This window comes from Streptococcus infantis (assembly GCF_047464155.1).
GTDB lineage: Bacteria > Bacillota > Bacilli > Lactobacillales > Streptococcaceae > Streptococcus > Streptococcus infantis_U.
Genome location: NZ_JASHCL010000004.1, coordinates 35,979 through 59,509, shown reverse-complemented (window position 1 = coordinate 59,509; position 23,531 = coordinate 35,979). Strand labels below are relative to the sequence as shown.

The 23,531-nt window shown below is 35.5% G+C and carries 26 protein-coding genes; all 26 read right to left on the bottom strand.

Annotated features, from left to right (window positions below):
* Window positions 1-2: 2 nt before the first annotated feature.
* Window positions 3-1,748 (bottom strand): type IA DNA topoisomerase, encoded by a 1,746-nt coding sequence (locus QM810_RS08420; protein ID WP_414254544.1) that lies wholly within the window; start codon window positions 1,746-1,748, stop codon window positions 3-5.
* A gap of 161 nt (window positions 1,749-1,909) precedes the next feature.
* Window positions 1,910-6,763 (bottom strand): PBECR4 domain-containing protein, encoded by a 4,854-nt coding sequence (locus QM810_RS08415; RefSeq protein WP_414254543.1) that lies wholly within the window; start codon window positions 6,761-6,763, stop codon window positions 1,910-1,912.
* Between the two features lie 11 nt (window positions 6,764-6,774).
* Window positions 6,775-7,035: a hypothetical protein gene (locus tag QM810_RS08410; RefSeq protein WP_414254542.1), complete on the bottom strand. Its 261-nt coding sequence runs from the start codon at window positions 7,033-7,035 to the stop codon at window positions 6,775-6,777.
* A 115-nt stretch (window positions 7,036-7,150) separates the two neighbouring features.
* Window positions 7,151-9,520, bottom strand: coding sequence for a MobP2 family relaxase (gene mobP2, locus QM810_RS08405; protein ID WP_414254541.1), 2,370 nt, complete (start codon window positions 9,518-9,520; stop codon window positions 7,151-7,153).
* Window positions 9,521-9,538: 18 nt separating this feature from the next.
* The gene (locus tag QM810_RS08400; protein ID WP_000227716.1) at window positions 9,539-10,099 is read right to left on the bottom strand and encodes a hypothetical protein; all 561 of its coding nucleotides are present in this window, start codon (window positions 10,097-10,099) and stop codon (window positions 9,539-9,541) included.
* Window positions 10,100-10,109: 10 nt separating this feature from the next.
* A complete protein-coding gene (locus QM810_RS08395; RefSeq protein ID WP_006152167.1) occupies window positions 10,110-10,559 on the bottom strand; it encodes a hypothetical protein in 450 nt (149 codons plus the stop codon).
* A gap of 10 nt (window positions 10,560-10,569) precedes the next feature.
* Complete coding sequence (locus QM810_RS08390) at window positions 10,570-11,358, bottom strand: DNA/RNA non-specific endonuclease (protein ID WP_414254540.1); 789 nt, start codon at window positions 11,356-11,358, stop codon at window positions 10,570-10,572.
* Between the two features lie 2 nt (window positions 11,359-11,360).
* A complete protein-coding gene (locus tag QM810_RS08385) occupies window positions 11,361-11,708 on the bottom strand; it encodes a hypothetical protein (protein WP_006152073.1) in 348 nt (115 codons plus the stop codon).
* Window positions 11,701-12,036 (bottom strand): hypothetical protein, encoded by a 336-nt coding sequence (locus QM810_RS08380; RefSeq protein WP_033584647.1) that lies wholly within the window; start codon window positions 12,034-12,036, stop codon window positions 11,701-11,703. The genes QM810_RS08385 and QM810_RS08380 overlap by 8 nt, the downstream gene beginning before the upstream one ends.
* Window positions 12,037-12,440: 404 nt before the next feature.
* Window positions 12,441-12,728, bottom strand: coding sequence for a hypothetical protein (locus tag QM810_RS08375; protein WP_033584645.1), 288 nt, complete (start codon window positions 12,726-12,728; stop codon window positions 12,441-12,443).
* 33 nt (window positions 12,729-12,761) lie between these two features.
* Window positions 12,762-13,118: a hypothetical protein gene (locus QM810_RS08370; protein WP_414254539.1), complete on the bottom strand. Its 357-nt coding sequence runs from the start codon at window positions 13,116-13,118 to the stop codon at window positions 12,762-12,764.
* 418 nt (window positions 13,119-13,536) lie between these two features.
* On the bottom strand, window positions 13,537-14,547 hold the full coding sequence (locus QM810_RS08365) for a hypothetical protein (RefSeq protein WP_414254538.1): 1,011 nt from the start codon (window positions 14,545-14,547) through the stop codon (window positions 13,537-13,539).
* A gap of 1 nt (window position 14,548) precedes the next feature.
* Window positions 14,549-15,046, bottom strand: coding sequence for a hypothetical protein (locus QM810_RS08360; RefSeq protein WP_414254537.1), 498 nt, complete (start codon window positions 15,044-15,046; stop codon window positions 14,549-14,551).
* Window positions 15,033-15,254, bottom strand: coding sequence for a multidrug transporter MATE (locus QM810_RS08355; RefSeq protein ID WP_414254536.1), 222 nt, complete (start codon window positions 15,252-15,254; stop codon window positions 15,033-15,035). The genes QM810_RS08360 and QM810_RS08355 overlap by 14 nt, the downstream gene beginning before the upstream one ends.
* Window positions 15,255-15,263: 9 nt before the next feature.
* Window positions 15,264-15,494, bottom strand: coding sequence for a hypothetical protein (locus tag QM810_RS08350; protein ID WP_000167063.1), 231 nt, complete (start codon window positions 15,492-15,494; stop codon window positions 15,264-15,266).
* Window positions 15,487-15,933 carry a thioredoxin domain-containing protein gene (locus QM810_RS08345; protein WP_414254535.1) on the bottom strand — a complete coding sequence of 149 codons (447 nt, stop codon included), beginning with the start codon at window positions 15,931-15,933 and terminating at the stop codon, window positions 15,487-15,489. Before QM810_RS08345 ends, QM810_RS08350 begins: the two co-directional genes overlap by 8 nt.
* Window positions 15,930-16,352, bottom strand: a complete 423-nt coding sequence (locus tag QM810_RS08340; protein ID WP_001292117.1) for a hypothetical protein — start codon at window positions 16,350-16,352, stop codon at window positions 15,930-15,932. Before QM810_RS08340 ends, QM810_RS08345 begins: the two co-directional genes overlap by 4 nt.
* 15 nt (window positions 16,353-16,367) lie before the next feature.
* Window positions 16,368-16,571, bottom strand: coding sequence for a hypothetical protein (locus tag QM810_RS08335; RefSeq protein WP_414254534.1), 204 nt, complete (start codon window positions 16,569-16,571; stop codon window positions 16,368-16,370).
* 8 nt (window positions 16,572-16,579) lie between these two features.
* Complete coding sequence (locus tag QM810_RS08330; protein WP_000600806.1) at window positions 16,580-16,741, bottom strand: hypothetical protein; 162 nt, start codon at window positions 16,739-16,741, stop codon at window positions 16,580-16,582.
* A gap of 88 nt (window positions 16,742-16,829) precedes the next feature.
* Window positions 16,830-18,332, bottom strand: coding sequence for a primase C-terminal domain-containing protein (locus QM810_RS08325; protein WP_414254533.1), 1,503 nt, complete (start codon window positions 18,330-18,332; stop codon window positions 16,830-16,832).
* 12 nt (window positions 18,333-18,344) lie between these two features.
* Entirely contained in the window at window positions 18,345-18,593 is a 249-nt protein-coding gene (locus tag QM810_RS08320; RefSeq protein ID WP_033584637.1) for a hypothetical protein, read from the bottom strand.
* Window positions 18,594-18,598: 5 nt separating this feature from the next.
* Window positions 18,599-19,099, bottom strand: a complete 501-nt coding sequence (locus QM810_RS08315) for a hypothetical protein (protein ID WP_006151489.1) — start codon at window positions 19,097-19,099, stop codon at window positions 18,599-18,601.
* A gap of 384 nt (window positions 19,100-19,483) precedes the next feature.
* A complete protein-coding gene (locus tag QM810_RS08310; protein ID WP_414254532.1) occupies window positions 19,484-20,695 on the bottom strand; it encodes an aminoacyltransferase in 1,212 nt (403 codons plus the stop codon).
* Between the two features lie 204 nt (window positions 20,696-20,899).
* Window positions 20,900-22,105, bottom strand: a complete 1,206-nt coding sequence (gene pcsB, locus QM810_RS08305) for a peptidoglycan hydrolase PcsB (RefSeq protein WP_414254531.1) — start codon at window positions 22,103-22,105, stop codon at window positions 20,900-20,902.
* Between the two features lie 93 nt (window positions 22,106-22,198).
* A complete protein-coding gene (gene mreD / locus QM810_RS08300; RefSeq protein WP_414254530.1) occupies window positions 22,199-22,693 on the bottom strand; it encodes a rod shape-determining protein MreD in 495 nt (164 codons plus the stop codon).
* Window positions 22,690-23,511, bottom strand: coding sequence for a rod shape-determining protein MreC (gene mreC, locus QM810_RS08295; protein ID WP_414254529.1), 822 nt, complete (start codon window positions 23,509-23,511; stop codon window positions 22,690-22,692). Before mreC ends, mreD begins: the two co-directional genes overlap by 4 nt.
* Window positions 23,512-23,531 lie beyond the last annotated feature (20 nt).

Below are 23,531 nucleotides of genomic sequence, written 5' to 3'. Positions count from 1 at the left end.
ACTTAATCACCTCTTTCTTTTACTTCCTTGATTTGAAGAGTGAGCTTGTCTTTTATTGCATCCACAAATTCTCGTGGATTGATTGTCCCTTCTCCTATTTGAGATAGGAACATTTCCCAGCCTCCTGTTGTCTCTGGGTTGGAGAATTCGTTGTCATAGAGATAATTGATCAGTAGATAGGCCTTGTTGGTAGGAGTTAGTTGGCCTGTTTTTTTATCTTTGACAACATAGCCCTTGCTCTGAATTTTTTTAATGATTTCTCCTCTAGTGGCCTGTGTTCCCAAGCCATATTTAGGAAATATTTGGCCAATCAATTGGCTCTCAGTTAATCGTTTAGGTGGTTTTGTTTCACCCCCTACAATCTGAACCTGCGTATCAATTTCATCTCCCACTTGATAATCAGGAACTTCAACAGAACCTCGTACCTTTCGAGAACTCCATTCAGCCCATCCTAATTTATGAAGCGTTCTACCCTTTGTTTTAAAAACAAGACCATTATTTTCTACTTCAATAGTTTTGGTTGAATAATAACAATCATCCGCAAACATCAAGATTGCCTGCTTCACAACTGCTTCATAAATCAGTCGTTGATCAGTTTTTAAATTTGAAAGGTTTGGAATTCTTTCAGTCGGAATTAAGGCTGAGTGGCTCGTACCAGATACTTTTTCATCATTGACATAATCTTCCCTAGGCTCCAAAAACGCTGGCTGAAAATGACAATTAATAGCCTTTTGATAGGCAGATAGATTTTCTTTTAAATCGTCAAATTCAAAACGACTGATATATTTTGAGGTCGGTCGTGGATAGGAGAGAAAACCTTCCAAATATAGTCCCTCAACAATACTCTCTGTTTTGCTTGAGTCAAATTTCCAGGCACTTGCCGCGAAACTTTGTAATTCTGACAAGGTAAATAGCTGTGGAGCGGATTTCTGATGTTCTTCTGCCTCAACTGAAGAAACAACAGAGGTGGTTGATAACCCCCTTGAAGAAGCTAAAATGGCCTCACTATCCTTAGATTTATTTTTTGTGGTGAAGAATATCCCATTTTTCTTATCCTCCAGCTGAAGTTTCCAATATTTTTCTGGAGTAAAGTTACGAATCGCTAAATCATTTTCACAAACTAGTCTGACCGCTGGTGTTTGAACTCGGCCAACCGATAGATGGCTACCTTTTGTTCGAGGGAGTTGTCCTCTTGCTTGAAGATCAATCGTTGCAAGAGGAGATAAGTTCATACCTACCAACCAATCACTTTGTGCACGTGCTTCAGCTTCTAAATAGTAATTATAGGTTTCTGAAGGTTCCTTCAATTCCTGAAAAGCTTTTTGAAGAGCTTTCTTCGTCATGGAGCTTGCCCAAAGACGTTTCCAAATTTTCTCCTTGCCTCCTGGTATGTGCGATAAAATGGAGTACGCAATCCGCTCGCCTTCTCTATCAGCATCCGTCCCAATAATCACTTGATCCGCTACTATCACTTCATCATAAATTCTCTTGAATTTTTCTCTTGAATTTTTGTCCTCTTTGAGATGTTGCTTAAATGAAACATTTGTCAGAGGTAATTTATCAAGTGACCAGTTGTCTGGTTCACTGTATTCAAATAGGTGCCCTTCAGCAGCCACCACATGAACTTCAGCTGGAAAATAGAGTGGTTGCCTGATAACATAGACACCTTTCTTTTTACTAAATTGTCCTAAAGCTGTAGCGTAAGCTTCTGCCTGTTTCTCTTTTTCAGCCAGAATAACTATAACCATATCATTCTCCTTCTACTTCATTTTCTGTCATTGTAAGCTATAATTAAAAAATATTTTGTAAAGGGACATTGACACAGAGTAGAACGAGTTCATATCAAAGAACAACACAAAAAGTTATATAACTTTTTATACAAAAAAGAGGCTCATAAAGAGCACTCTTTCTAGACTTTAAGCCCCTTTTTTGGGCTTTGGATAAAATTTTGATTTTGTCCCACCTGTCTATTCAACTGATAAGGCTTTGTATGTTGTTCAACACTTTTTACAATCTTAGATACTGTTCCATGAATCCGTTTCATAGATTGCGCTAGTTGTTGATCATCAAGAGAGGTCAAATTATCAGTCCAAATTGCCATATAGCGAATGGCTTTCTCAGAGGTATCTAATCCAAAATGGTTAGAAACGAGATAACTTGTCATCTCAGCTTCCAGTTCTCTACGATCTTTTGAGACTTCTTCCTTATACGAGTTAGCAAATTTAGGATTATGTAGACTAGCATGCGCCAACTCGTGAATTGTGGTTGCAACGACTTCTCCAGGAGTATTATCTGGATTCAAAAGTATTTTTTGTTCATCTGGATAAAAAGCTCCCTTCGCACTCCTCAACTCTTTTGCATCGTCTTGATAGATGGTTACACCGATACTATTTGCATAATCGGAAAGTCCTTCTAGCACTTCTTTAGTACGAACATGATCCATATTAAAATCATAATGACGATTTGGCATCGCTTTTGGATAAAATTCAGGCTTCAAGGTTGTTTGAGACAACTCAAATACTTTATACGTAGCGAATTTAGCTAAGCCTGTATTTGAGTCTCTTTCCTGGAAGAAGCGAGATTTTAACTTTCCTTCTTTCTTTAAAGCTTTTTCTTCAGGTGTCGCTTCAGAAAGTCTTTTATATTTTGGATTGCCTTTTCCGTTTTTTACCTGGTTCCCATTTTCATCCAATACAGGAATCATTTCAACCATCATAGGTCTAAACAAGGTAATATGTGATTTTTCTCCTGTTTTAACTGAAAGATTGTTATGGACAACTTCTTTTGTTCGACCTGTTTTTTTATTGGTATAGGTATTTCTAGTTTCAAATACCTGATCTGAAGTAATCCCAAGAACTTCCCCCATCGATTGCCATTGATTATAGGTTGCGACTGCATTCGCTCCTGACCACTGTTCCTGAATCAACGCTACATTTCTAGGTGAGAGTTCTGGAAACTTACTCATAAAATTCAGATACTCTTCTAACCGTTCTGGTGTTTCTGTGTACTCTCTCACTTTTTGAAAAGCAACCTCACTCAACTCATGAGGCGTTAAAGCAGCATAATCAATGCTAGTTGAGTTTACTTCAGGGGTCTCCAAATCCGAAATAGGTTCCTCTTTCAGAATCTCCTCTACACGCTGAAGCAAATTAGTTTTAGTTTCTTGCTTAGAAGATTGAAAAGCTACCGTTTTTCTTGTATCAGGAGTTTGACCTTCTCCCTCTTCCGTCAATCGAGACGATTCATTTGCTTCCTGGGAAATTTCCTTATTCACCACTCTATTTTCCAGCTGAGAAAGAATTTCTTCATCCATCGATGCTAGTATAGATTGACCGTTGAGTCGACGATATCCTAATCCTAGCATTTGTGAAATTGGTGTAGTCTCATCTCCAATATCATAACGAATTCCCTCCTTAATCAATTCACCACCTGGAGCATAGACATCAAACTTAATTTTAGTAGGAGGGATATAGCCTTCAGTATTGCCTGCAGTTACTTGTTTCATTCCTTCTTGATGAATTGGATAAAAGTCCTGATTGGCTTTGTAAAGCTCTCTAGCAAAATCTTGATAAGATATCAGATCTGTTTCTTTAAAGGGCAATTTCGGCCCATCTGGGCGCTCCTCAGACCATTGGAGACGTACATGGTAGTTTTCCTTATAGATATGATCTTGTATCCATTCTTTATAAAAATCTGAATTTGTATCTAGGAGATGATCTGCACCAGCTAAAGCAACAATCTGATCAAAATTATCATTGTGCTGTTTTGCATAGTCAAGATACTGATTCCAGGCTTGATGGAATTCTTCTGGAGTTTTTGAGATGTCACCTGGCACACCTAAATTATAGACAGTATCTAAGACTTGAGTAAAGGTAGCTGAATCAAGTGAGGTTTTATTCAGTGTGTTCTCTGGAGCTGGTAGTTCAGGTTCATCAGAAACCTCCTCATACTTCTTATTTTTTAAGATAGATAACATTTCCTCGCCACCATCTTTAACATATTCATCATTAATCGATAGTTGTTCAATCTGGCCATCACGTTCACGGAACACACCAAGAATAGGTGTTTTATCTACCGTATCTAGTTCCTTGGTAATTTTTGTCCGAGACTTAAAAACTGATATTGGAATATAGTTTTCTTCCTCTAACTCTTTGAATAGCAAGATAATATCTTTATCATCAGACTTTATAAGACTATCAAAACGTCCATCATATCGCCTAAGATTAGTTAAATCATCAAAATAGAAAGAAGTACTTTCTGTTGCGACTGAAAGATCTGATAAGACCTTTAGTTTGTCAAAAGCCGCTTCATTATTAGCCAATAAAATATTGTCAAAATGCCCATTTCCTTCTGCAAAATCATGTAAAGTTTTCTCAGGTGTCTGCCCTAATGCAATTGGCTTAATTCCTGTTAGGTGCATGAAGTGCTTTTCTTCAAAATGCACTTGTACAGTCTTATCAGGGGTAACATAATAAATCTTTGAGTTTGCCAACTCATCCAAATAATATTGTGCTGCATTTTGCAAAGCTAGTCTACGGATTGGACGATTTAATTTAGTTAATTCATCCAAGGAAATAGAGTGATAGTAGCCATCATTACTTGACTGAAACTCTTCATTTATGGTAAAATAAAGTAAATGAGAGGATGTCGTAGGACGACTGGTAACAGAGCGTTCAAAGGTGCCAACTTTTGGTACGGGTGTGGGACTGCCTTCAGCTTCGGGCTGTAAAGACCCCAGACTACCACTGGTCCTCTCATTTTTTTGTTGCTCCAAAATCACATCTAGCTCTTGAGATTTCTCAGGGGCTTTTTCTTCTGAAGTCTCCATTATCTTAAAAGGATGAGTCTCAAGACGTGACATCAAGTTATCCAATAATTCTCGATTTAAAACCACTTCTCCCTCTTGCTCATCCAAATAGTGAAACAATGTATTTGGTGTTGTCACAAAACCGTAGGCAAAGTCTCTTGTTCCAGATTCAATCAATGGATACTCCAGCATTCGCTCAACCGATTGTGAAAGATTATCAAGAGTTCTTTCACCAAAATAGACACCAAAACTGTCACTTGACAGGCTTTCTATCTGCTTGTTAGTATTGTAGGCTGCTATTGCAAGTTCACCAATAAACTGGGTTGAAATATCTACTCCCAAATCTCTCTGATGAGGTTTCAATGCTTGATACAAAGAATCCTGCTCAGAAGTCCCTTTTTTCTTGTATAAATCAACCGTTCGATCATCAATAGAGGCTAAAAGTGAATGAATAGGAGACAATACTTCCATTCGTTTAGCGTTGAGGTATTTAGTAGGATGGCTATTTCCTAACTTCGCAAAGACATCATACAGATAGAAATCTGGTGCAAATTCGATTGATAATTCTCCAGATTGAATCCGATTATTTAATCTCTTAGTTAATGCTTCGTTTTCCTGCTTTACCTCTTCGTAGCTCATCAATCTTTCAGCATTCTTTTCTGTATTGGCAATAGATTCTTGATTGCTTGGAATATGTTTGTCTTCCATAGTCAGATCTGTTTCAGAGGATCTAGTCGACTGAACAGAAAAAGAGATATTATTCCAATTTTCCTTCAACCATGTTGCATCTTCAGGAGAAAGGTGGCTGGTATCAGGAAAGGGACTTGATTCTGATAAAGTTGCTTCAGCCTTTTCTTCAAATTCTGATTCTCGACTATCAGATTTTTCTTCCTGCTGATTCTTTAGAACATCATTCCAGTCCGTTTTATCTTGCCCTGATCTTAGTTCTGGTAGATCCGAATTGATAACAGCTCCTTTTGCTTCCAATTCTTGAATGAATGTTCTACCTGCTTTATCATTATCTAAAGCTAGGGTGATTAAATCCGCATTTTTCCCATCTTCAAAAAAGTGATGATCAATAGCTACTTGAAGCCCGTCTGCCATTTGTTCAGGTGTCCATCTTAGTGGTTTTCCTGAAATTTCAGCTTGAATTTGAGATAGATGACGCCCAATAGTCGATTCTTTCAAACCATCCATAGAAACTAATCTGACGTCCTGAAGACTATCCTTGTGCAATTCATAGTAGGACATTAAATCGATTGGACTCTCAGTGAAAATCAATCGTTTTGGACTGCCAATATCAACATGAATACCAGTCATAGGATCGGAGTTTTTCATAATCACTTTAGCATATCCATGTTTTGGCCACTTCTCCCAATTTTCCTGTATTCCTTGTAAAGAGGCTCCAACAACTTCACCTGAAGAAGAAAGGGACTTGAATACAATGACTGGCTCAATCGCATTTGTTGAATTTCCGCTATTACCTTCCGCAAAGTAGTCAAGTTTGGCATTAGCTTGGGCTAAAACGCCCTGTTCCAAAAAATAATCAATCGTTTCATCGGATAGCCCACGTTGATTTCGTAAGTAGTCTCGTCCAGCTGATAACGGCTGCTCGTATTTCTCAAGATAGTATTTAAAATCCTCTTGAGGCCTTTCAACCATTTGAAACTCTTTAAAATTTCCATCATTTAAAAAATCTACCGATTGGTTAAAATCTACTTCCTTTATTGTCTCAACCAAAGAAATCGCATCTCCACCTGTATTTCTAGAAAACCATTTCCATAAATTCTTATCAGGTGAAATAACTAGGCTATCATGTTCTTTCCATCGATAGTCTCGTCCAGATTGAACCAGCTCCATCTGGAGCTCGTTTGCAACATCCAAAATATCTCTAGAACGTGCAAATTCAACACGTTCTCTACGACTTTTCCCACGTCTTGATTCTTGTTCTGTCATATAAAATCTCCTTAAAATCCTTCATACTGTGGTTTGTACGGCTCTTTCTCTGCTTGTAGAAACGTTTCTGGATCTAAGTGAACCAATTCCCCTACTGAAAAAGATTCAAATAGCTCAGAATTTTCCTTAAAATCTAGAACCATTTCTAAATCAGAATTTCTTCCTTGACCCTCAAAATGCACTTGCTTATTATCGGCATTCATTGCCGTAATTAACCATTCGGCTGAGAAATCAAAGTCTTCAACTGCAATATCTGGAAATACTAGCTCCATTTTTCTACTCCTTTCTCTTTTATCCTTTTATTCTACGTAATAACTGAGGAATCACAGTTAAAGGGACAATAGATTTCCATTTTCAACAAAAAAGTCATTGCTTTTACAATGACTCTTATATACTTTGTCCTTTTTCCTCAAGTTCTTGCCTCTCATCACTTCTCTCACGTTCCATAAGGGCTTTTTTATTTGCACGTTGGGCCCTTTGAAGAGAATTGGTCAAATTTCTCATAAAATCTGTATTGATGATTGCTTTGCCTTGGGATTGTTGGACGTTTTTTCTTTGCAAGTTCTTCCTTTCTTGCATTTTATGTGAAACAGCTTGAGCTAACTGACTTTTCTGATTGCTTTCTTCCTCTGGCAATATTTTTTGATAGAGTGATTTGAGTTCAGAAAATCCTTTCGCATTCTCCCGTTTTAATTTTTGAATAGTCGTTTGATCAGTCGTTTGTGAAATTTCCTTGTTTCGACTGTAAATCTGATGTTTCAGCTGAAAAATTGAGATATGGGTCTGTAGCTCTTCTATATAGCTATCTTTCGTAACAGGATAGCCCTTTAGAATAGTCAGCACTCCTTCATCTTGAAGAGGTTGAACTGCCGCTAATTCTCCCTTCAGACGTTTAATAGGTGCTTGAATTGTTAATGAATCAGCCTTTTCTACTGAAAAAGAAACACTATCTTCAAATTGGTTAGCAAGAGATTGTTTTAAAGATTGGTCTGCTTCACCTAGTTTATAATTTGGAGTCAGTTGCAATTCAGTCAGCTTCAGTCTTTGAAGAATCTCCTTCTTTTTCAATTCAACAAATGGCTGATCCGTTTCAAGTGGTTGAATTTGATCAAAAAGAGTTTTACGAACTAATAAACTACTTTGTTTTTCCTCCAATAAACTCAATTTTAAAGCATAGCGAAATGTTCCTAACTCCTGGCGCTCTTTTAATGATCGATCACTTTTCTTTTTAGCTGCTTCTACAAGATCTTTCAAATCAGCCGAAGAAAATAGCGATAAGTCTCGTAAACCAAGTTGCTTCTTCAGTAAGTCTTCTTTCATCTGACTCACATCATAAACTAATTCCGTAACATATTCAGGACGTCCCAAACCTGTTCCGTGTTTGTCATAAGCAGCATAGACTGGTTTTGTAATTTCAATGGGTTTTGCCCCATCTTTCAAATCATAACCCAGTTTTTTCCAGGAATCTAGTGTTTTGATAACACTTGCATTTGGATCCTGTTCTAAAATCCTTTGTTGGTTCTTTACTGAGAAATTGGCCAAATTTTTTTCCAGCCGAACGTCAGCTATTTCAGGAGCATTCTCACGAAATAGGTGCAAGATCTTATTTACTAGTCGTTCTCTCAATTCCTTCTCTCGACTCGCTATTAATTGCTGCAGATGATAGCCTGCAGCCTCCTGTTGTGTTTTCTCAAAACGACCATCAACTTTCCGAATCTTCTCGTAGGTTGATTTTTTTTCAGCTGAATAAGCTCCTCTATAGGTTTCTAGAAAGTTCTTCGTTTCTTTCAGAAATTCTTGATAGAGCTCTTTCCCATCATTTTCTAAATAGGAGTCCAGATAGCGGTCAAGGAAGAATTTACTGACTGCAAAATCTCTTGCATTTGATCCATAACGCCATTTTTTATCCATTGGCAAATGGTTGTAAGCCTGCTCCAAAAAATTTTTTTCAGCCGAAGAACGAACCTTCTGATCTCTAAATACAGAATTAATCAATTCACTTCTGATATTCGCCAAGATTTGTTCTCGTCGAACAATCATTCCTCTAGTCTGTTCATTCAACAGACCATGAAAAACATCGCTTTTAAAACGCTCAATAGTTTTCTGGGAAAAGTTTCCTCTAAATTCCATTCGTCCACGAGGTCGATAGAAAATTTTTTCTCTTGCAGATTCAACTTCAGATAAACCAAAATGCACATGAATATTGTCCGTGTTCAAGTGAATATTGGCCCACCAAAATGATGAATCAGATAAGCCTTCTTTTTCAATCAACCTTGGCAATGCTTCACGTATGACAGACTTGATAGCTTGCTGATCGACTTTCCCAGTTTCCAAATCATATAATCCTTCTTTGGCCAAAAAATCATTATCAAAAGAGATAACACCCTGCCATAGAAGAGAGCCATTTTGATAAGCCTGTTCTAACTTACTTTTCAATTCAGTTACTTTGCTACGCTGCAAGTAATTGGCCTCTTTTGTAAAAATCGCTGTCATCTCTTCATTTTGGTTTTCAGTAGCATAAGAACGATTCATATAATCGATGTACTCCTGGAAATTAAGTTTTGTTTCTGGAACTTCAGCTTGGATTTTTTGTAGTTCATCTTCAGTTAGAGACTCAATATTTTGTCTGTGCGTTTCTAAATTTAATTCATTATCAACCTCGACAGCTTCGTCTCTATTGGTGTAGTCTACAAACCCACTATTTGCTTCTGTATATTGCAGCATAAAGGTAATACTTGGACTAGAAGATACGTTCATTATTTTCCTCTCTTTGAATTAAAATAGTCCATTTTTTCTTAAAAGAGCATAGTCTTTTAATAACGGTTGTAATTCTTCAGGTTCAACTTGAAAATCATTGATCCACCGTCCTGATTGAGAAATGTGTAATTCTTTTTGCTCTTCAATAAATTGCATGGGAATCAATAAGATATTTGGTTCTTCTAACTCTGAACCACTTTCTCGTTCTAAAAAGGCGACAATAAAATCTTGATTTCCTTTTGTCCTCAATTGCCAGTGATGAGAGTTCCCGTTTTTCCTTTTATACAATGAGCTGTATTTTACATCAATCGTTAGACCATCTAGCCAAAAATCATATACTGGATTATTTTTCTTGAAATACTTATTCGCATCCGTTGCATCTGGAACATATTTTTGAAAAAGCTCCTCGGCCATTCCCCCGAGCTTAGCTGTCCTAGAACCATACTGAATTTTATCTTGAATTTTAAGGCAGCCACTCTTTATTAATTTCAAATGAGCTATATGAGTAGGCAACCCTGACTGTTTCACCGCTTCATGAAAATCTCCTGTTTCTAAATAGATTTCAACAATATCTACCATTTACTGTACCTCAATGAGAATGTTTGATAGTTTGACCACGTGCAATATCTTCTTGAATGACATCGTTGATTCTTGCCATCAATTCATGCTGTGTAGGATCCAATCGTGAATGAATAGATTCCAATTCTTGAACATCAAAATCATCTTTCGTAATAGCATGAAAGTTGGTTAGCGTTAGATAGAGAATTTGATCAAGTTGACGATGAATTGCCTTGTTATCATTTCCAGAATCAAAGGCATCCTCCAAATTTTTTTCCAGCTGAGTCAGTCGCTCATAGAAATTTTTTCCTTCTCCTAATTCAATAAAAAGTTTATAAAAAACTTCAATCAAAGTGACAAGCGTTGCTGAATTATTTCGATACTGTTTCTGCAAAGCAGACGATTCTTTCAAGTAGGATTTTATTTCCTTAAATTTTTCATGTGTTTCTTCGCTAAAATATAAGCTAAGTCTTGGATTCATTTTTCCCTCCTCAATTTTTCTGAGATGATCCTGTCAAATAATTGATTTTGTATCCTGGTTGAATATTAAAGATATATACATCAAATGAGATCTCATCATCTTCAATACTCTGTGCTTCCATACGAACTCCTCTAGCAACTAATTCCACATTTCTAAATATAGGTGTTACTCGATAGCGGACATGGTGGTTCGTATTTTTTATGTAGTTAGCAATCTTATTTTCATAGTAAACCATTGATGATTGTTCATCTTCAAAATTTGCATTTAAAGCACGTGTACCTGTAAATAAATTTTTAGCATTCGCATTCTCTCCACTTAATTGAAAACCGATTAAGTGAGAACGATTATATAAATAATCTTCTTTTCCGTTGAAAATTATTTTTTTATTTTTCCATCCTGTTGGTGTAATAGACGAAATAGATTCTCTATCTTCAGTTGGCATCAAATCTTTTCCCAACATCGCTTCAGCAATTCCTACACGATTTAAAAAATCTAGATCAGAATATTTTTCCCAGCTGCCACTTTCTAAACTCAATTCGCTTTTTGTAAATTGTGATTTTTCATTGACGATAATCACTTGATTTTTTCCGTCATACTCCTTCGATTTCAAATCATCATTTTTCAGAGTAGAATTCAAATTTGAGTTGGGATTTTTTTCTTCAGCTGAATCGGCTATATTCAATTGATTCGGGATATCATTTTGTGTCAAGCCAGATTTGATAGCATTAAAATTGTTAGGTTGTACGATAAAGATCGCAAGAAAAATGAGAATGATGAACAGTGATTTATTCTTCTTCATTTTCAAACACCACCTGACCGTCGTTCAGCTTCAAGTGCTGATACATCATCCATAAAATGTAACCAATTTGTGGTTAGTTCGTTTACAATATCTTGTTTAACATTTAAAGCTGAAAGAGAAATTTCATTCTTCAACATCAATTCTAAAATCTGACTTTGTTGTTGTTTGATATCAGATAATGTTTCTGCAAATTGATTATTGTACAAATTCAATCCGTCATTCATTACGATATTTTGAACTTGCGATAACATAAACTCATTGAAACTTGGATAGTTATATTTTTTTGAAATATCTCGAAGTTGTTCAAACATATCATCAGGTATATTTCTGATTTTGATTTCTTTAGTCATCACTTTCCACCTCTCCTTCATACTCTAACCAACGTGAAATATGATTGCCATAGCGATCCATTTTTTTTTCAAATTCAGAGAGTATCCCTGTCTGTTTTTTCATTTGTTCCAGAACATGGTCAGAAGCTAATTTCATATTTTCTAAATGAGCCACATACAAATCTTGAGCACGATTAAATTTTCCGTACTCAATTTTTTCACGACAGATTGAGAGCAGAAAATCATTAAAGGATTTGGCTTTATTTTTCTTAGCAAGAGATTTTAGATAATTAATTTCATCATCAGTAAGCCCTCTAATCTCAATTCGATTTTGTTTTATATTTGCCATTATTTTAAATTTTCCTTTCTAAAAAACAGCGCCCTTCTTTTTTCTTTTGTCGAAGCAAAAGCAAAAAGAAGCAAAAAAGAAAACTTCAACCTCGCAACATCACGAACCGATACGGTTCTATTTTTGCGGTTTTTCAACACACTAACACACACAGAGGGACTAAGGTCCTTTTTAGGTGTGTTGTGGTAGAAAAGAGCATAAGGGAAACTGTCCCCACGAAGCGTGTGGAGTTGATAGTATCAACGTTTCCAGTACCGGTAATTTTCTCGGTTTCACCTACTTACACACACATGCTATACTTACCTTTACACACTTTATAGGTGTTATACTTACACTGTATTTCTTCTTTACATACTTTTACTTACACCGTTTTTGACTTCGTTTAGAAGTTCAAAACTCAAAAATTAAGACTGATCTTCAGCTGGAAAGTTTCCTTCTTCACGATTTTTCTTCGCTGCTAAACGTTGTTCTTTTTCATCTTCTTTGATGAGGTTTAATTCCATTTTTAACTCTTCAAAAATTGATTCATACGACTGATTTTTATTTTTCTTCAATTGAATTTGAACATAAATTTTACCAATTTGTTTTTGAAGATTCTCTTCTACTTCTTTACGTTCCTGTTCCAAAGTGGCAACTTTTTTCCTTGCCTCTTCTAGTTGATTATCAATTTTTTTTAAATCATTTTTAGCCATTATTACTTCTCCTTTTTTCTAATTTCGTATTTCTTAATTCCTTAATTTATTTCCTGCAAAGCTGGCAATTTTTTCTTTTATAATTTGGAAGTTGCTCCACAAATCGCCATCTAATTTTTTCAAATCAATCACATAAACTTCATGATCATTTTTCTTGATAGTTAGTGTGAAAGAACGTTCATTAATTTTAATTTCCTGTAAAACGAGGTACATTGAAGAAAACATTTCTCCTTTATATCCTGGATTACTACGATAGGTTATTCCATATTCATCAATATCCAGCACAACCCATTTCTGTTTTCTAATCAAACCTTTTGTACTTGTGAATACAGTACGATGCTTTCTAACTGGTTGATTTTCCTTTGGTGCTAATTTAAGTTGTTCTTTCATTTTTCTGCCTTTCTTTTTTTGATTGATTCTAGTATAAGAGATAAATGAAAAAAATTTTTTAAAGGGACAATCATAAAAAATAAACCCCCTTAATTCAAAAATTAAGGAGATTCATTCTCTTTATTCACTATCGTTTATCTTATCCCACAAGGGTTGGAACCAAATAGAGCTTAACAATGGACGATATAATATCTTTGTCAAAATTGTAGAAATTAAAATACTAAACCATAGTACACTCATGGTATCGTAATAATAAAGAATTGTAGAAGAGTTAAGATTTACAAACCACTGATAAGTAAGAAAGGCCGACACAGTAAGTAAAATATATAGAGTGAAGCAACAATCAATCATTATAAAAAACATTACATGGTAAAGCTTTTTAAAACTTTTCTTTGATTTCATTTTATTTTACCTCACTTTAATTCATTTCTACAGTTTCAATAGGGTTTGAAAATTCAAATGTTCCATCTTTGACTGCCTGTTTTTTCTTGTCCAAAGACTCCAATTTAGCCTTCAACTTTTCAATGTTTTTATAGGCTGTTTCGATGGTTCTATTCTTCGTTTCGATGTTTGTATCCAGAGTAGCAATATTCTTTTGATTGGCTTCGAGATCATCACCTGTTAGATATTTTGCTTCTGCTTGAAGACTCACTTTTCGTGAGTTATCATCTTCAATAGATTCCTTCAATTGAGAAATTGATGTCGTCAATTTTTGAGACTGTTCATTCTGGAAATTGATCTCTTTTTCGATTTCCTGAAGAGTAAATTCTTCTCTGGAGACAACTTCAATAGCTTTGATTTCAAGCTGAGGATTTTGAGGAGTTACAAAGAATTGTACAGTGTCCTCTTCTCCAGATTTCTTCTGAGAAACCTTTTTAGAATCACTGGATGGCGATGAAATATTCACATCAATTGAGCTAGAAGAGACTGTCTGATTCGTCACATCGATCGCAAATGCTCCAAAATTTTTCGGAACTCCTTTAATAATAACTGATACTTTATTATCAATGATTGGCACAACATCCATCTCTATTTTTGAGTCTTTATGTTGCGCATAGAGTTTCCATTTCAATCGTTTGGCATCGATGCCCCGATCTATCGAAGTCGTAGCATCTTTTGTCTCAAATTGTAAAACGATAATTCCAGTATCTGGTGAATATTCCTGGCTGACCAGTTTTATCTCACCGCTACCATTCGCAAAAACCTGCTTTGTTTTGAGTTGTTCTGAGGTGTATGTTTGTCTTTGTGGTGAGAAAATCGCTCCCATCAAAAGGCTTAACCAGGTCAAAAATAACATTGAGAAAATGACTAGTTTTCTCTTAATAATATTCTCTTGAAACCAAACTTTAGTCTTAATAAATGGCTTCAAAATTGGGCTAGATTTTATCTTTTCAATCCAGCGTTTGAATATTTCAATTAAAGTAGACATTTTATTTCTCCTTCCTGATTTTTTCATAAAACTGATTTGTTAAAGAGGTTATATTCGTCTTTTTTTCAGTAACCCACATTCCATATAAAGATAAAGAAAAAACTATAATAGCTACACAAATAGTTGCAAACATATCTCTCATTAACTCGACACTTCCAAAATAAAATGATTCAAAGACTGTCATAAAAGAAACTTCTTTTACTCCTACTAATTTAAGAAAAGTTGGACTCATATTAACTAAATTTACAATTACATACGCATTAAATCCTAAAAAGAGATTTACTGATACTAAAACTAGCGAAATAAAACCAGATACACCTCCTAAAATTGCAAAAACTCGATACTTCACATTTGTTGCAAACAACATATCAAAAGTTGATACATCGTCGAAACTTTTTTGTTCACTCGATTGTTCATTCGATAATATATATTTTTTTATACCTCTCAAATGTTTGTTAGCTCTTTTCTGCTTCAAACTAGATGATTTAGTTCTTCTCATGTTTCTTATATCCTTTCCAAATAAATGAAACCTTACTTTTCGGCCAAACACTTTTTAGTAGCATTAAGAACGCCAATGGCAGCCTTTTCGTTTTGATTTCATTTCCAAAGTTATCACATATAGTTATCCTGAAGAGCGGTACAAACCAGATCGCAATCAAGATAGTTCCAACCACGCCATGCGCAATAGCATTTAAAATTTGATACATACTGCCTCCTTAAATACAACCTAACTTTTCAGGTGCCAAATCCAATGTTAGCCAAAGAGCCTCATCTTGAGAAATATGTGTTAGTCTTCCTCCCTCATCATTAAAACGATGTAGGGTAAACGTTCCATCTGATAATTTTCCTAAAACAACCATTCCTTCATTTGTCCTAGTACGCCATAGTTCACAATCATTTTGAAAGGCTGTCTCGGCCCATTTACTTAGCTTTACCCTTTTAGTCATTTATGGCCTCCTGAATACTTTTCTCATCTGCTACAATCTTTTCCTCTGAATCTCTTGAAGCATATAGATATTTCTTTATTTTTCCCTTACGAATCTTGATGATAGTTGCAGCTTTTTCAACCTGGTATTTTTCTACCAACTTTTGACCTTCTTCTGTCTGAGTGTCAATGTAAAATGTAGGATAGGAACCTTTATTTGCTGCATCTACAACTACACTTTTTCCAACCTGACAGTAAGGACAATCTTTTTTATAAAATACTAGATTTACATTTTGATCAAGTACAGTATTCTGGTATTCCTTCTGAGTAAGGTGAGGATCATAATCTAAGATAAAATAATCTTTATACAGCCTATATCCTCCTAAAACTGCGAGACTCACAAGTAAAATGACAAGAAGAGCCCCTAGAGCTAACTTTATGTTGCTAAAAAGCTCTCTCATCCTATCTCCTCCTCATCCATAAAATCAAATATGGAACCTTGAACATAATCAATCTTGGCCAATTCTTTTATTTCTAATTTCAAGTTAGTGAACGTTGTCATCACTTCTTGAAAGAGTAAAGGATCAAATTCCTCGGAATCCAATACACGGACAATTGGCAACATTGGATAATGATCTCTCAACTCCTCCTGCAGGTAATCTGAAATCATTTTATCATTCGAGATAACACTATCTACTCTAATGATCGCTGGAATGCTAGAAATACTCTCCTCGTTTTGATAAAAAGTTAAAGCCACATCCCCTGCAGAAACAGACTCAAATTTTAAATTATCCGATGAAAGTTTAAAATAATAAGCCAATGGTTCCTGACCAACCCCTGTTAGGTAGTATCCTCTAATAATTTTGAATAACTCTGACATCGACCTTTCTCCTTCCTAACAAACTTTTAAAAGTCTAAACGGAGCTTGATACACATTAGGATAGTGAATCAATCTCTTTTTTCTTTGTTCAGGAAGTGGTTTACGGTAATGTTTTTGAAGATACTGAAAAGCTAGTCCCAAGGTATCAAAAACTAAAACTTTATTCTCCCCATTACAAATATAGTCACCTAATTCAAAACTGAAAATTACGTACTTCATTCTTCTTCTCACTTTCTATTTTGGCCAATCATTGCCAATCGATCTGTCTCTAATTCAGAATCATATCCGTTTTCAAAACGAACTTGTTGACGAATCCCTATAAGTGAGAGAACTAAGAAAAGTCCTCCTACAAATATAAGGCTAAAGAATCCAACTAAAATCAAAATCATATCATTCCTCCATAGATTATTTTATATACATTTATATCTTAGTGATAATCGTAGATATAAATGTAAGGCAGTCTGCGGGTTTTTAAAATTATCCAATATCAAGCTCAAATAAAGATAGTTGTTGTGTTTGTTTAAAGCCATCTTTAACCCTTTCTATCACTCTCTGAGTGAACTCTATACTTTCTTCAAAGAAAGCAGCAATATTGGCCATATAAGCCTCCTGACGTTCTTTCTTCACCTGGATAAGGGAAAGCAAGATTGCTTTGATAGAGGCTAATCTGATGCCTCCTCCACGACCGTGTTTGACTGTGAAGAAGATCTTTTGTTCTGCTTTGAGAACCTTCAATACTTTATCCAATGAACGCTCAGGAATGTTCAACTTCTCTCGTATCTCTTTTTTCGTCGTCTGGATAAATGGATCCTCGGATTGATAGAAACCTTCTAAATAGGCCATGACATCTGTTTTCCATTCATAGAGATGACTATTCTTCCTGTCAGCACGTTTCTTCTTGAATTTGTACCAACGTTGCTTCACAAAGAGATCTGAAGCCTTGAGTTCCTGATTGACCCATGCTTTACATAAAGTCATCACATAATCACGACTAGCAGCTTCATATTTTCCTGAGTAGGCGCTTGTGATAATCTTATGATATTCAGCTGAAGAGAGTGGCTCGTCTAGATTCGCATTAAAACTAGAAAGAACCTCCTCACACTCTTCCTGATCAATTCCTGAAGAGAAGTTGGCTAAAGCTAGCGTGAAAAGAACGTTGTTTCTTCCCATCAAGGCTTTTCCACCTTTGATATTCCCCTCTCTCATCAGCAATTGATACCAGGGTTCATCAATCTGTTTCACCCCTTCAGAGCCTGAAATAACCGTCAAATTGGGCTTTTTACTTGGGAAAGGAAGTTCTGATTGCTTCATTGACCAATCTAACCACTCCTGGAACGAATAGGTATAGTCAGGTTCAAAGAATTCGACATTATCAGTTCGAGGAATACGAGCAATCCCAAAATGGTTACAAGTCAAATCTACTGGTAAAGTTTGAGCAAAGTAATTTCTCAAATTTTGAGAGATAGCTTTGGCCACCTTCACCACTCGAAATTGAGAATGAGCTGTAACATAAGCTGATTCTGAGAGGACAAAATAGGCTTGAAATCCCTTATCAGATTTTAGAATCAACGTTGGCATAAAACCTAACTCCAGAGAAGCGGTTAAAATATCTCCTGTCGTCATTTCTTCAGCTGCAGAGGTAATATCGAAGTCAATGTAGAATGTGTTAATCTGTCTAAGATTATCTTCAGAGTGCCCACGTGTAATCCGTCGACCAGCATCGCTATAGCTTCCGTAGCAATATACGTTAGGGGTCCAGTGCGTAAACTGATCCTGGTTCTCCAGCAATGATTCGACAGAGGTTAAAACAACACCACGTGCCTTAACCATATTCGCTTTTGAACGATAAGCAAATACCGATCCTCGTCTTCCTTCTTCAGCTGAAGAGATGAGCTGTAGATGGCTATTCTTAAATTTTTGTGTTCTTAATCCGTCCTTTGTGATGATGGATAAGCATTTTAATAAATCAATCTTTTTCATGTTTTTTAATTTCTACAAATCAACTATAAGAATCTCTTGTTTTTTTAATCCACAAAATGGACAATACCCATATTCAGTAGTACTTGTATTGTGCTGATTCTCAACACTCACTTCTGCTATCCAAAAATACTCTTTTCTACAAGATGTTTTAATTGGAACTAAATCAATTTCATCCCTCTCCACCTTTGTTTCGTTTTGTAATAGTTCATCTAGAAGACGTTCCCAAGTACAAACATGCTCCTTTAATACTGCTTCTTTCATGATAATTACTCCTCATTGATTCTCATACTTTTAGGTAGCTTTTTACTCGGTAAACAGTAACCTTCAGATAAGTCCCTTTTGCTATAAAATTCAGGACTATATGTCATGATGTGATCACTTCTTCTCCATCCTCGACGAAGTTGTTTGTAAGATAAAGAAACACGCTTCTCAATTTCTTTAAAACTAAATCCCAGCTTCAAATAGGTTGTTACAATAGTTGTAGCATGTTCTTTGGACTCTTCGCTTCTTGTTCTTCTCTGAAAGTTAATCTGCTTATCTTCTTCATTTAATGCTATCTGATAGGCAATAAACAACTTCCGCATTTCCATAATTTTATGTTGCCAGACCAAGCTGTAAGGTTGTCCTGAATATCGATTCACTAAGTCCTTTACGGGTTGTTTAAATTTCAGCTGAAGAGGATCGAATTCTCCAAGGTCAGAAAACGGATCAATGAAACCTAATGGTTCGCTTTGAATTAATTCATTGTATAGCGCTTCTCTGTCCATTCCAATATATCTCCTTCTGTCAAATGCACGTCATTGAGTCAAATAAGCTTAATTGGATGGCTGTAGGCGCTTGTTCGCTGTTTCCATTCTTATCATGATCGATAACGTCAAAGATTTCTAACGTGTCTAAATTCATTACAATCTCTAATCCTATCATCATTTAACTCCTTTCAAATAGAATTTTAAGCGAACAAAAAAGAGAACAGATTTCTCTGTTCTCCTAAAAATATTGAATTATTTGATTTTCTAAAAACTCTTACCACTTACTGTTATTTTCTCCTTATTAAATTACCAGTTAAAAGCTCTAAATTTAAAACATCTCAACATACACTGCTGAGATGTTCTAATAGCTATTTTTTTAAATTTAATGTAGTGGTGTTTATGCTATCTACTTCGAAGTTTCTTACGAATCTTATAAGCTAGATTAAACAAGAAATATAATGAACTAGTTGGATAGTTAAACTCACCAGCAAATTCCTCAATAGTGGGATTAAACTTAGATTTAAAATTAAATAACCCGCCTTCTAAGTTGTTTTCAATTCCACCCATATTATGAGTCTCTGCCCCACGTTCAAATGAATGTTGAGCTGTCTCAAACCATGTAGGTATAGCAGGTTGATAGTGTCTAAACTCTTCATTCATTCCAGCATATAAGTTTTCAGATGTTTTCCCAAATTCGATGGTCAAAGTTCCAGACAATGGAACGACACTGTCCCCTCCATCAATATGGCTCTTAAGAAAAGCAATTTCTTCTTCTAATCGTTTTCTCTCTTGCTGATTCTCTTTTACTTTGCCTTCTTTCGTTTTATCTGTAAACTTCTGCGCTGTTTTTAGATTCTTTTCGAGTTGATTCTCAACTTCTTTCAGTCTATTAGGTAAATCTAAATAGCTCAGTGTGATAAAGGAGTGATCAGGATAAGTATTCAGTAACTTCTGATAATAATCTTTGCCTCGTAAACTGATGTTCTTGCGAGACTCTGTTTTCTTCATTAAAAATGAAAATTCATCTAATAAGTCGAGTCCACCGAATTTTACTTCCAATCCTTTATTTCTTGCAGTTCGGATTGCCTGTCTAGTAGACTTGGATAGTTGATCCAGAGAGAAGTTTTCTTTATGAATATTAGCTTGAAAACGTGGTTGTATATTTTCTGCCATATCCTTTGTCAAACCAGTCCAATGAACTTTGTTTTTTTGCAATTCCTCAATAATTTCAAAAGTTTTAGAATTTTGAATAATTTCTTGGTCGATAAGACTTCGACTGATAAACAAACTTGGATCAAATTTAACCATTATTGCATGGCTTTTTTTAGCAAGTTTTTTCAACGTTAAAAGTACAAATTTCAGAAGTTCTTTATCTTCATAGTCAATTACTGGACCTCGTGGAATATAGAACATAGAAAGTCCTAATGGTAGCGGCTGAATTAAGATATTCGCTACTCCAACTAGTTGATTTTCTTTATAAAATCCAACTCTCTCATTCCCCCAAGTATCCTTTATCTTGGACCAATCACTACTCTGCAATAAATTTCCTTGAGGATGATTTTGTAAAAATAAATCCCACTCTTTGACATCAACATTCATTTTATACGTAAACATAACTCCAACACCAACTCCCTTTAGAAACCTTTTTATTAACGTGCTACTCCCGTACTAAATCTCTAAATTTCATCTAACTTTAACTAAAAAATTATAAAAATAGAAAATAAGTTCAAGTAATTATATAATGAAATTTATTTTTCAGCACTATACAAAGGGTGAGATTAATAAAACCTCACCCTAAATTTAGTAATAATCAGTATATTAGTTTGGATAAATGTATCTTACAGTTCCTCTTGATGCTGTCGGATTAAACCATCCACGATAATTTCCAATTGGTTGAGTTCCACTACCATCATAGTTACATTCAGAAACTTGAATACGAGTTGATGATTCAACAGCCGTAACAACTGCTACGTGACCATATCCTCCATCATCCCATGAAGCAATTGCTCCAACTTGTGGTGTAGAACCTGTACGGAAACCTGCAGCCGCTGCACTTGCAGCCCATTGACCACCATTCCCCCAGTAATCGCCAGCCCATGGTGCTAAAGTTTTTGCTCCCCATGTACATTGACCTACTGGATAACTTGATGCATTTGAACTATAGGTTGGGCGCTGACTTACAGTAGTTACTGCAGGTGTGTAGCTTGAATCATCGTCTGATGATGAGCTTGAAGTTGCTTGTACTTGTGCTGCAAAGGTTGTATTTGCTGATGCAGCAACTGTTTGTTGTTGACTTGTTTGTTTCGCTTTGTATGCCGCTTCCGCTTCAGCTGCTGCTTTAGCTTCTGCTTCAGCTGCTGCTTTTTGCTCTAACAAAGTAGCTTTTTCACTTTCTGCGGTAGCTTTTTCAGCTGCAAGATTCAACTCAGCGGCTTTCAATTCTGCCTGTTTTGTTGTCAAGGCTTGAGCGTCATCAGCAAGTGTTTGTTGGTTGGCAATAACTGTGTTGATTGCATCATTGTTTGCAACTTGTTTTTCAGAAATTGCTTTTTTATCTTCTTTTTGTTGTTGCAACATTTTGTTATTTGCTGATACAATCTCACTCATAGCTGCTACACGAGAAATAGCTTCTGTGATTGAATTAGAGTTAATAATTGTGTTAATGTAGCTTGTAGCAGTTCCATTAGTTTGCGCACTACGGGCTTGATTCTCAAGTGACTCATTACGCGCTACAATATTTTTTGAAAGCTCTGAGATTTCGCCTTCAAGTTTTTTAGATTCTTCTTGAAGTTTTTCATTCTCAGCTTGCAACTTTTCTTGTTCCGTTTGAATAGCTGTTACTTGAGTTTGAATCTCATCAACTTGTTTTTGAGCTTCCTTTTGTTGTGTTGTCAACTCACTAATTTTGCTATCTTGAGCAGCAATTTTTTCATCTGTTGTATTGGCTTTAACACTTGAAAGCACAGCTCCTTGTGAAACTAATACTGTACTTAACATAAGTGATGCTAGAATTTTTTTCTTCATAAGTGTAAATACTCCTTCTTTAAAAAGACAATACTAGTATATCAAAAAAAGGCCTAATAAATATTACGCCTTTATTACAGTTTTGTTTCTTTCTCATAGATATATTTTTTCAAAAATATATTGGAAAACTAACATCCATATAAAATTCAATATCATACTAGGACCCAGACTATAAACTATAAAAACAGGTAGATTTTCTGCAGTCATTCCTACCACCTGCGCTAGGATAAAACTTCCAAATTCAAATGTGAAAGTCATCATTAAAATAGCTAATAATCTTGTCCACCTATTTAACAAAATAACAGAGTTACTTTTATATACGATTGCTCCAATAATTACAAATAGCAGACTAGCTATTCCAATCAAATGGAAGAAGTAAATATCGTATACAAGTCCTACAACTAGGCAATAAGCTAAAAACAGATACTCAGATACTTCTATCGTTTCAAATAATAAGAAGATAAAAATAAAGTGGCTAACAATTTGTATATGTGGGAAAAAACTATTTACAAACTGCCCTAAATGGCTATCGATCAAGATAATTAAGGGCAATAGTACAAACATTCCTATCTGCTTAAAAAGTCTCATGATGGATTCCCCACTAACTCTATGACTTTAAGATTCATTGGATCAGCATGCAGTTTAACCATAACTTCTCTTGTTAAATAGTCATTACTATGTGTCACTGATACTACTTCCCCTACAGGGATATCTGTAGCATTAAAGTTTCCTAATCCTCCAGTCGCCACTTTGTCGCCTTGGCTAATGTCGCCATTGCTATTGAGCTGGCTGATTTTCAAAAGTTCTTTTTCCTTATCATAACCGATAATAATACCATAAATGCTACTAGAACCGTGCTGGATTTTAACGGAAATCTTCTCTGTATTCTCAGCGTTTGTCAATAAATTGACCACAGTTGAGTTGTCTTCTACTTTTTCAACACTTCCAACCAATCCTCCACCAGCAACAACAAGCATGTTTGTTGTTGCTCCTTGTTGAGAACCAACGTTAACTGTTAACTCTTGTTTCCAGGTTGATGGAGTTCTCATGATAACATCCGCAGCAATTAACTTGGTCGCATTTAATTTGGACTTCATATCTAATAACTGACGTAATTGCTCATTTTCTTCCTTCAGACTGTCTGCTTCATTCGTTTCTTTTTCCATTTGATAGAGTTCTTTTTTAAGAGTTTCATTCTCATTATAAGCTCTCGTCAAATTTCCTAAATCAGACTTTGTAGATTCTAACCATTGGAATGGTTTTTGAACAATTCTATCTATCAGAGAAATGTCATCTCCAACTTTTGTCACAACCGCACTTGATTTCGTCATCACTAAAAAAACTGAAACCACTAATACAACGACAAATAGAACAATGATATATTTTGATTTTTTAAAACGGTTCATACCTCTACCCTATCTCATTC